Source organism: Mesorhizobium sp. P5_C1, assembly GCF_054049815.1.
The window spans coordinates 1-10,599 of sequence record NZ_JBFULQ010000176.1; the positions used below are offsets into that span (position 1 = coordinate 1).

At 63.9% G+C, this 10,599-nt stretch carries 9 protein-coding genes and 1 pseudogene; 7 read left to right on the forward strand and 3 right to left on the reverse strand.

Annotated features, from left to right (window positions below):
* Positions 1-72: 72 nt before the first annotated feature.
* The 4 genes and pseudogenes from speB (at position 73) to ACXJ7R_RS15875 (ending at position 3,282) form a co-directional block, all read left to right on the forward strand.
* Positions 73-1,083: an agmatinase gene (speB, locus tag ACXJ7R_RS15860; protein ID WP_095081232.1), complete on the forward strand. Its 1,011-nt coding sequence runs from the start codon at positions 73-75 to the stop codon at positions 1,081-1,083.
* 31 nt (positions 1,084-1,114) lie between these two features.
* The gene (argC, locus tag ACXJ7R_RS15865) at positions 1,115-2,041 is read left to right on the forward strand and encodes an N-acetyl-gamma-glutamyl-phosphate reductase (RefSeq protein WP_095081229.1); all 927 of its coding nucleotides are present in this window, start codon (positions 1,115-1,117) and stop codon (positions 2,039-2,041) included.
* Positions 2,038-2,876 (forward strand): annotated as a pseudogene (locus ACXJ7R_RS15870) (aminoglycoside phosphotransferase family protein). The gene argC and the pseudogene ACXJ7R_RS15870 overlap by 4 nt, the downstream one beginning before the upstream one ends.
* A gap of 82 nt (positions 2,877-2,958) precedes the next feature.
* Complete coding sequence (locus ACXJ7R_RS15875; RefSeq protein WP_457152661.1) at positions 2,959-3,282, forward strand: hypothetical protein; 324 nt, start codon at positions 2,959-2,961, stop codon at positions 3,280-3,282.
* 123 nt (positions 3,283-3,405) lie between these two features.
* Here the strand turns inward: ACXJ7R_RS15875 and ACXJ7R_RS15880 are convergent, their stop codons facing one another.
* Positions 3,406-4,497 (reverse strand): COX15/CtaA family protein, encoded by a 1,092-nt coding sequence (locus tag ACXJ7R_RS15880; protein WP_457152662.1) that lies wholly within the window; start codon positions 4,495-4,497, stop codon positions 3,406-3,408.
* 186 nt (positions 4,498-4,683) lie between these two features.
* Between ACXJ7R_RS15880 and ACXJ7R_RS15885 the strand changes: the two genes are divergently transcribed.
* Positions 4,684-4,899 (forward strand): DUF2842 domain-containing protein, encoded by a 216-nt coding sequence (locus ACXJ7R_RS15885; protein WP_457152663.1) that lies wholly within the window; start codon positions 4,684-4,686, stop codon positions 4,897-4,899.
* A 23-nt stretch (positions 4,900-4,922) separates the two neighbouring features.
* Here ACXJ7R_RS15885 and ACXJ7R_RS15890 read toward each other — a convergent pair whose 3' ends face one another.
* Positions 4,923-5,981, reverse strand: a complete 1,059-nt coding sequence (locus ACXJ7R_RS15890; protein WP_457152664.1) for a polysaccharide deacetylase family protein — start codon at positions 5,979-5,981, stop codon at positions 4,923-4,925.
* A gap of 91 nt (positions 5,982-6,072) precedes the next feature.
* Here ACXJ7R_RS15890 and ACXJ7R_RS15895 point away from each other — a divergent pair, with 91 nt between their 5' ends.
* Positions 6,073-7,302 carry a GNAT family N-acetyltransferase gene (locus ACXJ7R_RS15895; RefSeq protein ID WP_457152665.1) on the forward strand — a complete coding sequence of 410 codons (1,230 nt, stop codon included), beginning with the start codon at positions 6,073-6,075 and terminating at the stop codon, positions 7,300-7,302.
* A gap of 102 nt (positions 7,303-7,404) precedes the next feature.
* Positions 7,405-8,241, forward strand: coding sequence for a GNAT family N-acetyltransferase (locus ACXJ7R_RS15900; protein ID WP_457152666.1), 837 nt, complete (start codon positions 7,405-7,407; stop codon positions 8,239-8,241).
* Between the two features lie 13 nt (positions 8,242-8,254).
* Here ACXJ7R_RS15900 and ACXJ7R_RS15905 read toward each other — a convergent pair whose 3' ends face one another.
* Entirely contained in the window at positions 8,255-10,564 is a 2,310-nt protein-coding gene (locus tag ACXJ7R_RS15905) for a GumC family protein (RefSeq protein WP_457152667.1), read from the reverse strand.
* Positions 10,565-10,599 lie beyond the last annotated feature (35 nt).

Here is a 10,599-nt window from a genome sequence, read left to right on the forward strand (position 1 = left end):
CCCAAGCTGTGACTGGCATCTTCCGTGCCGGTTCTGTAGTTGTTGCACCCCGATGAAAAACAAGGACCCGTAATGGCGACCAACAACATCGACCATGCCTTCACCGCCCGCTCCAAAACGGGTGCTGCCCTCGAGCCGACCTATTCCGGCGCGCTGTCGTTCATGCGGCGCAAATATACGAAGGACGTGAAGGGCGCGGACGCGGTGATATGGGGCATTCCCTTCGACGCCGCCGTCACCAACCGGCCCGGCGCCCGCTTTGGGCCGCAGGCGATCCGCCGCGCCTCGGCGATCCTCGACAACGACCCGCAATACCCGTTTTCACGCGATCTGTTCGAGCATCTCGCGGTGGTCGATTATGGCGATTGCCTGCTCGATTCGGGCAATCACCAGAAGACGCCCGGCACGATCGAGCGCGAAGCGGCGAAGATCCTCAAGTCCGGCGCCTTCCTGTTGTCGCTGGGTGGTGATCATTTCGTCACCTGGCCGCTGCTCAAGGCGCATGCCGCCATCCACGGCCCGCTCGCCCTGGTGCAGTTCGACGCCCATCAGGACACCTGGCCGGACGACGGCAAGCGCATCGACCACGGCTCCTTTGTCGGCCGTGCCGTCAATGAAGGTATCATCGATCCGGACCGCTCGATCCAGATCGGCATCCGCACCCACGCGCCCGACACGTTCGGCATCAAGATCCTCTACGGTCACGAAATCGAGGAGATGCGTGCGTCCGATATCGCCTATGCCATCGTCGACCGCACCGGCGGCAAGAAGACTTATCTCACCTTCGACATCGACTGCCTTGACCCGGCCTATGCGCCCGGTACCGGCACGCCGGTTGCCGGCGGGCCGTCCTCGGCAAAGATCCTGTCGACGCTGCGTCAGCTCAACCAGATCGATATTGTCGGCGCCGATGTCGTCGAGGTTGCGCCGGCCTATGATCACGCCGATATAACGGCGATCGCCGGCTCGATGGTGGCCATGCAGTATCTCGGCCTGCTGGCCGAACGAAAGGCCCGGCTGGAAGAGCTGAACAACAACGGCAACCACAACGGTGCCGCGGTGAATCACGGTCAGGGCATATAGTCTTGAAATATCAGGGAATTTGATCAGGCAAATGAAACCGAAAATCTTCATCGACGGCGAGCACGGCACCACCGGCCTGCAGATCAGGGCGCTGCTTGCCGAGCGCGGTGACCTGGAAATCATCTCCGTTCCTGCCGAGCGCCGCAAGGAAACGGCGGCGCGTGCCGAGTTCCTCAATGCCGCCGATGTCGCCATCCTGTGCCTCCCCGATGACGCGGCGAAGGAAAGCGTCTCGCTGATCGCCAACGACACCACCAAGGTCATCGACGCCTCGACCGCGCATCGCGTCGCCGAAGGCTGGGCTTATGGTTTCGCCGAGATGGACAAGGAACAGGCAAAGACGATCGCCTCGGCAAAACGCGTCGCCAACCCCGGCTGCTGGCCGCAGGGACCGATCGCGACGCTGCGGCCGCTGGTCACCGCCGGCCTGCTGCCGGCGGACTTCCCGATCACGGTCAATGGCATTTCCGGCTATTCGGGCGGCGGACGGCCGATGATCGAGGACTATGTCGCCAAGGGCGAGAACGCCTCGGAGTTCCTGCCCTATGGCCTCACCTTGCAGCACAAGCACGTGCCTGAACTCAGGGCCTATGCCAGGCTGTCGCATGATCCGATCATGCAGCCGGCGGTGGGCAATTTCGCACAAGGCATGATTACGGTGGTGCCCCTGCAACTCGGTGGTCTCGACCATGTGCCGACGGGTGCGGAGCTTCATGCGGCGATTGCCGACCATTTCGCCGCCATCGAGGGCGGTGTGGTCGAGGTGGCGCCCTATGCGCATCTGGAGCGCATGCCGGAGATCGATCCGGAGATCTACAACGGCACCAACCGGATGAAGGTCTACGTCTTCGCCAACGACAAACGGGCACAGGCTCTGCTGCTGGCGGTCTATGACAATCTCGGCAAGGGGGCCTCGGGTGCCGCCGTGCAGAACATGGACTTGATGCTCGGCCTCTGATGGACGCACCTGTCTTTCCGACGCGCTGGAAGGTCAGCGCGCCCGAACTTATTGCCGAAACCTTTTCGAGCCGCATCTGGAAGGTGCGGCACGAGGATGGTTCGCCGGCGATCGTCAAGGCGCTCAAGCCTTTCGACGACGTCGCGGATTGCGCGGCGAGCATTATCTGGCCTGGCGGCGCGGCGACGGCGCGGTCCGCCTGCTTGGCCGCGACGGCCACAGCATGCTGCTCGAATATGCCGGTGAAACCCTGCTGCAGCAGGTTCTCGACAAAGAGGGCGACAACGCCGCCACTGAAATCGCGGCCGAAGTGATGGCGAAACTGTTTTCGCCTGGGAAAGACCCCTTCCCGCCCGAGTTGCAGCCGCTCAGGGAGCGGTTTGCCAGCCTGTTCAGGAAAGCCGCGAGCGACCGCAACGCCGGCCATGACAGTCTCTATGTCGAGGCCGCGGCAATCGCCGATCGGTTGCTGGCCGATCCGCACGATATCATGCCTCTGCATGGCGACCTGCATCACGACAACATCCTGCACGGGTCGCGCGGCTGGCTGGCAATCGACCCGAAGGGTGTGCTTGGCGATCCCGGCTTCGACGCCGCGAACATGTTCTACAACCCGCTCGACCGGGACGATCTTTGCCTCGATCCGGAGCGGATCGCGGATATGGCCGAGGTCTTCGCCAAAACGCTGGGCCAGGCTCCGCGCGCCATTCTTGATCATGCGATCGCCTATGGTTGCCTGTCGGCATCCTGGCATCACGAAGACGACAACGCGGTCGAGGAGAACCGCGAATTGTCGATCGCCAAGGCGATCCGGGCGGTGCGGCCAAGCTTCTGATCCAGCCGGTCAACCGGCGACGGTAAGGGCTTGTTCACCATGATGGGCTACTCACATTGCGTGGCTCCATCAGGGAATTGTCATGGTCAGCGCGATTTCGGGTTCCTCCCAGGCAACCCAGTATGCTTCGTCCAGTTCATCGAGCAATGCAGCCCAGGAAGCCGCGCTCGAAAAGCAGATCCAGGATCTGGAAGACCAGGCCAAGGCGATCAAGGACCAGGTCCAGGCCGCCCAGGTGCAGCAGGATATCGCTGTCGCCCAGGCCAAACTTGATGCACTCAGGGCCGCCGACGCCGACAAGGCGGCCAAGGCCGCTCAGAACCAGTCAACGCCATCCGCCGCAACCTTGCGCCAGGCCGAATTCGACGGCGAGAAGACGACAGCGTCAAACGAATTCTGGATGTGAACGGCCGATCGGCTGAAGCAATTCCAGGAAAAGTGTGAAACGGGTTTTCCGTCCGGAATTGCGTCAAAACAAAGAGATAGAGCAGTTCACCGTTTCCGTGAAACGGTGAACTGCTCTTAGGGATCAGCTCCTGAGCGCGATTTCGTGCGGCAAGGGATAGGCACCCTTGGTGCCGCGCCAATGAGCGGCGGCAAAGCCCAGCACGATGAGCGCAAACCCCTGATGGGTCAGTGCCATATGCAGCGGCACGTGCATCAGCAGCGTGCCGATGCCGATCGAAGCCTGCACCAAAACCAGCGCAAACAGCAGCGTGGCGCGGCGGGCGTGYGTTGTTCCAGGAAGGCGCCGACGCGTGGCGATCATGTGCCACAAGGCCACGACGAACACCGTATAGGCGCCGAGCCGGTGGACGAACTGCACCGTCTTGGGGCTTTCGAAGAAATTGCGCCACGCCGGCTCGAGGATCAGCAAATCACCAGGGATGAGCTTGCCGTCCATCAGCGGCCAGGTGTTGTAGCTCAGGCCGGCGTCGAGCCCGGCGACCAGGCCGCCGAGATAGATCTGGATCAACGCCAGAAACACGATGAAACCGGCCAGCCTCTGCGTCGAGCGGTCGGCGGCGGGTTCGGAATGCGGCGCCAGCCCACGCGCAACGACCATGGTGGCGGTGAAGATCAGCGCCGCCAGCGTCAGATGGGTTGCCAGCCGGTACTGGCTGACCGAAACCCGGTCGACCAGCCCCGAGGCCACCATCCACCAGCCGATGGCGCCCTGCAGGCCGCCGAGCAAAAGGATGCCCACCAATTTTGGCCCCAGGCCGCGCTCGATGCGGCGCGTCGCCCAGAAGAACAGCAGCGGCAAGGCAAACACCAGGCCGACGCTGCGCGCCAGGATGCGGTGCGCCCATTCCCACCAGAAGATCGACTTGAACGCCTCGATGCTCATGCCCTTGTTGAGCTCGGCATATTGCGGGATCTGCTGGTAGAGCTGGAATTCCTCCTGCCACTCGGCGTCGTTGAGCGGCGGTATCACGCCATGGATCGGCTTCCACTCCGTGATCGACAGGCCGGCACCGGTGAGCCTGGTGGCGCCGCCGACCAGCACCAGCGCAAACAGCACCAGCACCACCACATAGAGCCAGCCGCGCAGCAGCGCCCGATTGTACAGGTCGCGGTCGCGGGCCATGAAGGGCGCGGCAGCTGATATGGCAGCCATGGTCTTGTCCCGGCAGGTTGGTTTGGCGGATTGGTGGACCATCGCACCCTTGCTGGCAAGACCAGACGGCGCGGCACGCCGTCGCGCCGCGTCTCACCGGTTGCACAGGGTCGCGTCAAGGCCTATGCGAAGCCAAGAGCTTGCCGGACCTGCGAGGTCCCGGCGGCCTAGACCAGGAGGCCAACCATGCCCGTGCGCCTGAAAAAGCTGATCGGAGCGTTCCTGCTGGTGGCGCTGGTCATCATCTACGCGCTGGTCGCATCGATCTTCGCGGTCGCCCGGCTCTCGGAGTCGAGCCCGTGGGTGCATTTCCTGTTCTTCCTGCTCAGCGGCCTGCTGTGGGTGCTGCCGGCGATGGGCATCATCAAGTGGCTGATGCTGGAGCCGAAGGCGAAGCGCTGAACCGGAACCCGGCCCCGCAGCAGTCAGATCGTCACGAGCATCTTGCCGGCGTTGGCGAGCGGCGTGGTCACGCCCGACAGCATGKTGCGGATATGAGCGAGGCTCTGGTAGCGGCCGTTGACTGAAATGCGCGGCAAGGCATGCAGGAACCCGGCATGTTCGGCGCGCAGCACGCCATGGCGCGTGGTCACGGCGGAGGCATAGCCGGCGTCGCGGGCAAAACCCACTTCGCGGCAGCCCACCGCCCTGGCATAGCCATAGGGATAGGCGAAATGGCTGGGCCTTTCGCCCAGTTCGGCCTGCAGCATGTCACCCACGGCGCCGATCTCGTGCCGCGCATCGGTTTCGGAAAGCCGCTTCAGATTGCTGTGGTTGATCGTGTGGGCGCCAATCGCCACCAGCGGATGCGTGGCGATGCGGCGGATTTCATCCCAGTTCATCAATGTCCGCAGGCGCGGGCCGTCGGCGTCGACGCCATTCGAGCGAGCCAGGTCACRCAGCACGGCTTGCAGGGCTTCCTCGCGGACTTCGGAGGTGAGATAGACATGCAGGCGTATATTGGCCTGTAACTTCTTCGCAGGGGTCGAGCAGTCGATCACCAGCGGGCCATTCGGCCGCGTCAGGGTGAGGCTGTCGCGCGCGTTGACGATGTCCTCGACCACATCCCACCACAAATCGGCGGTGCCGTTGATCAGCCCGGGCGCGACATAGATGGTCATCGGCGCGCCGTGCTTCTCCAGCACCGGCAGCGCCTCCGTCATGTTGTCGCGATAGGCGTCATCGGCGGTGATGGTTGCGAACTCGCCACCCTTGCCGCCCGCCTTGATGCGCTCGACCGCTTCATCCATGGAAACAAAGGCATAGCCGCTCGCCTTCATGTCGGCGATCACAGCATCGAGGAAGCCAGGCGCGATGTTCAGATGGCGGTTGACGCTATCGGGCTTTTCGGGCGTCGCGGTCACGCGGTGCAGCATAAGTATGGCGCCAATGCCGCCGATGAACGGCTTGGCCAGCGGTGCAAGACCGGAATAACGGGCGACGTTCAGCGCCAGTTTCCGGATTGCCTCGCCCCCGTCGATCATTCATTCACCTTTTGCGCCTAGGCTAAACCAAGCACGGAATGCGCCTATGCGGCTCCCCAAATCGCCATCAGTACGCCCTAAGGATTGAGGTATGGTTGACGCAACAGCGTCATTTGACGGCAATCGGCTCGCTGCGACCGAGGCGTCGCCGCGAGCCTTGCCGGGAGACCAGGCCGGCCTGTCGATTTCCGTGACATCCGCGGAAGGGCTCGCGGCCTATGCCGGGTTCTGCCGCTCGGCTCTGTTTGCGCCGGCGCAGAGTGCCGGCTGGATACTGAACTGGGCCGAGCAGGTCGGACCGGATCTGCTCATAGCGACGCTCAGCGCCGAAGGCCGGCCGGTTTTTTCGCTGGCCCTGGAGGTCACCGCGAAAGGTCCGTACCGCGTCGCCCGCTTCATGGGCGACCGCCACGCCAACGGCAACTTCGTCGCCGCTGATCCGCAGTGGCTGGCCAGGGCGGATATCCCGGCCATTCGATCGCTGTTGGCGACCATCGCCAAGGCACGCCCGGACATCGATCTCGTCGCGCTCGAGCGGTTGCTGCCCGATCTCGACGGTGTCACCAATCCACTCGCCTTGCTTGACCATTTTGCCAGCCCAAACTTGTCGCTGGCCGTCGATCTCGGCGGTGGCTTCGATGCGCTGCTGTTGCGCGCCAGCGGCAAGCGCAAGCGCAAGAAGCACCGCTCGCAGATGCGCAAGTTCGAAGCCGTCGGCGCCCACGGGCGCATCGAGGCGCGCACGGCGGACGAGGTGGACAGGCTGCTCGATGCCTTTTTCGAGATGAAGGAATTCCGCTTCCGCAAGATGGGCATTTCCAACGTCTTTGGCGACGAGCAGGTGCGCGCCTTCTTCCGTGCGCTGTTCACGCACGCGCTTGCCGAAGACAAGCCCTCCTTCGTGCTGCACGGGCTCGAGGTGGCCGGCAAGCTGCGCGCCGTCACCGGGTCAAGCCGCTCCGGCAAGCGCCTGATCTGCGAGTTCGGAGCGATCGCCGAGGACGATCTCGGCAATACCAGTCCCGGCGACTTCCTGTTCTTCGACAACATCCAGGAAGCCTGCGAGACCGGTTTTGCCGTCTATGACTTCTCCGTCGGCGACGAGCCCTACAAGCGGCTATGGTGCGATATCGAAACCCAGCATTTCGAGGTGCTGGTCCCCTTGACGCTGAAGGGCCGCGCGCTGGCGGTGACGCTCCGGCAAGGCGCAAGGTTCAAAGCCTTCATCAAGAACAGCCCGACGATCTGGAAGCTGACCAAGATGCTGCGCCGCAAGACTGCCGGACAAGCGGCGCCCACGACCGGCGAGAATGAGAGCTAGTTTCGGAAATTCAGGGCTCCTCTAAGGGGCGGCTTTGACTCGGAGATCGAGATCGGCCTCGATGTCGTCAAAGCCTTAAGCTGTCGCCACGGAGTGAGGACGATGATGCCGACCATCCGCACGCTGTCACTGCATGAGTTGGCGGTTCTCATCGACTGGGCGGCGGCGGAAGGCTGGAACCCTGGTCTTGAAGACGCGGCGATGTTCCAGGCTGCGGATCCCGCGGGCTTTATCGGCGCCTTTGCCGGCGACGAAATGGTCGCGGCAATCTCGGCAGTGGCCTATGGAAGCGGATTCGGCTTCATCGGCCTCTACATCTGCCGGCCGGACAAGCGCGGCAAGGGCTACGGCAAGGCGGTGTGGGACGCCGGCATGGACAGGCTTGCCGGCAGGACCGTCGGCCTCGACGGTGTCGCCGAGCAGCGCGCCAATTACAGGCGCAAGGGCTTCGAACCCGCCTACGAGACCATCCGCTATAGCGGCCGCGCGGCAGGCCCGGTGGTCGAGGCCGACGGGTTGCGCACCGTGACGGCCAAGCTCGTGCCCGACATCATCGCTTATGACGCATATTGCTTTCCGGCACCCCGGCGAGCCTTCCTGCAGCGATGGCTGCAGGCGCCGCATCATGCGTTGGCGGCGGTCAGCCCGCGCGGTACCACCGGCTATGGCGTGGCTCGACCGTGCCGCTCGGGCTTCAAGATCGGCCCGCTGTTTGCCGACAGCGACGACACGGCGCTGCAGCTGCTGGACGGACTGGCGGGGGCCTGCGAGGGCGGCGACCTGCACATCGACGTTCCCGCCGAAAAGGCCGGTTTCATTGCGGCACTCGAGGCGGCCGGCTTTGCGCCGACCTTCAAGACCACCCGCATGTACAAGGGCCCGGCCCCGGAGCTCGGCCTGCAGCGGCTGTTCGGCGTGACGACCCTGGAATTGGGATAGATCAGGCGGAGCGTCAGGCCGCCGAGCGCCGTCCCGGCACCGGATTGCCGGGCGGTTCGTGGCCGAGCGGCGTCACCAGCGTCAGGTCGGGATAGCCACTTTCGATCAGCTTGACCGCGGCCTGCGTCACTTCATCGTCCGGCTCCAGCATGGACAGCAACACCTCGGTCGCATCGCCGGCCAGACGGCTGATGCCTTGCGCGTCGGCCGGTCCGCATTCGACCACCACCAGATCATAGGCTGTGGTCAGCGACTGCATGATGATCGGCAGCCGGTCGGCGGCGCGCATGGCGCGGACCGGATCGGCGGTGCCGACAGGAATGACGTGGCAGTCAGAATAGAGATCGGCATGGATGACGTCGCTGAACTGCGCTTCCGAAGCGAGCAGGTTGGTGATGCCGGGGAAAAGGCCGCTGTCCAGCATCGGCCGCGAGGCGGCCCCCGAAGCGGTAAGGTCCAGCAACAGGACGCGCAGGCCGGCGTCGGCGACCTCGCGTGCCACCAGGACCGCCGACGCGGCGGCCTCGTCGCCCTCCGGCGAGACGAATATGGCGCGCGCCGCACCGCTGGCGATCAGCTTTTCGGCGGCCTTCTCAATGTCGATCTCGCCCAGAGTGGAACGCACCGGTTCGGCCTCGGCAGCCGTCTCCTGCGCTGTCGCTGCTTCGGTCATCGCGACCATATCAGGCGCTTCGGCCGCATGCGCATAAGGCGCATCGATCTCGGGCATCGCGGTGGCATAGGGCATCACGGCTGTGTAGGGCTCCGACCTCGTGTCAGCCGGGCCTTCTCCCATCTCCGGGCGAAGGATAGGGTCCTGGAGGACGGCGGGCTCCTGGTGGACAGCCGGCATCGCGACCCTATCCAGCGCCTGAGCTACATGGGGCATCGCGACCTCATCGATGCGTTCGAAGCGGGAACCGGTCGCCGGCCGCATGGCGCGGCCAGAAAACAGCTCCCTTAGGAGCGTCACGATGGCCATGACCAGCAGCGATGCGACGAAGGCGGCACTGACGATGGGCAGGACCTTCGGGAAATACGGCTCGGACGGCACCTGCGCCAAGGAAACCACCCTTGCATCGACGGGCAGATAGTTGCGATCCTTGCGCGACGCCGCGCTGAGGTAGTTCGCCTGGTACGATTCGAGCTGCTGGCGCTTGGCGGCCGCATCACGCTGCAAGGCATCAAGCTCGACCTGCTGTTCGCCGGCGCGGGCCGATGCCGCCTTCAATGTGTTGACGTCGGCGACAAGCTGGTTCTCACGAGCCTGCGCGGTCTGCGCCTGGGTCATCAGACCCTTCATCAGCTTTTGCGCCTCGTTGCGGATCTGGCCGTCGAGATCGGCAAGCTGAGACTTCAACGCCCGGATGCGCGGATGATTGTCGAGCAAGGTGGTGGAAAGATCGGCGATGTTGGCCCTGAGCTCGACCTGCCGCTCGCGCAGGCGCTGGATCAGATCGGAAGACAAGACCTCAGGCACGGCATCGAGCGAACCGCCGCCCTGCAACGCCTTGCGCACGCTGTCGGCGGTCGCTTCCGCCGAGGCGCGGTTGGCGCGTACACGCATCAGTTCGCTCGACAGTTCGGAAAGCTGCTGCGTGGCAAGCACCGAATTGTTGCCGCCCATCAAAAGATCGGATTGTGCACGGTAGGTGGCAACCTTGGCCTCGGCATCCCTAACCTTCTGCTGCAGGTCGGCGATCTCCGGCGCCAGAAAATCAGCGGCGGCGTTGTTCGATTCGAGCTTGGCGGCCCCTTGCCCCTCAATATAGGCGGCGGCAATGGCATCTGGTACGGCAGCCGCGAGCTTGGGATCTTCCGATGAGAACTCAATGGCAATGATGCGGGTCTTCTCGACGCTATAGACGTTGAGCTTCTCATGCATTTTCTTGAGGACGCGCTCTTCCGTCGGAATTTCCATCGGGTCGCTCTTCAGACCGACGAGGACCAGAGCGCGGCTCAACGGCGACATGTCGAGTGCTTCGTCGAACTCGGGCAGCTTCTCCAGACCAAGCTTTTGCGCGACCTGCTTGAGGATTTCGTTGGAGGAAATGATCTGGACCTGGGTGGCGACGCCCTGTTCATCGAGAATTGGCTTGTCGGCGTCGTTGTTGCTGGCCGGCCGCGTATAAACGGATTCACGCGGCGCAATCTCGACCTGGGTCTGTGCCTTGTAGTGACGTGTGGCAAACGAGGCGAGCGCGAAAGCCGCGCCGGTCACCACCAGTGCGACGACGAGGATGCGCAGCCAGTTCCTCGCCAGGCTGGCGAAGAGCTGCCTGAGATCGACGTCAACATCTGCGGCCGCGGACTGAACGGACATGCATCCCTACTCCGATACTGGGTCAGGACACACCG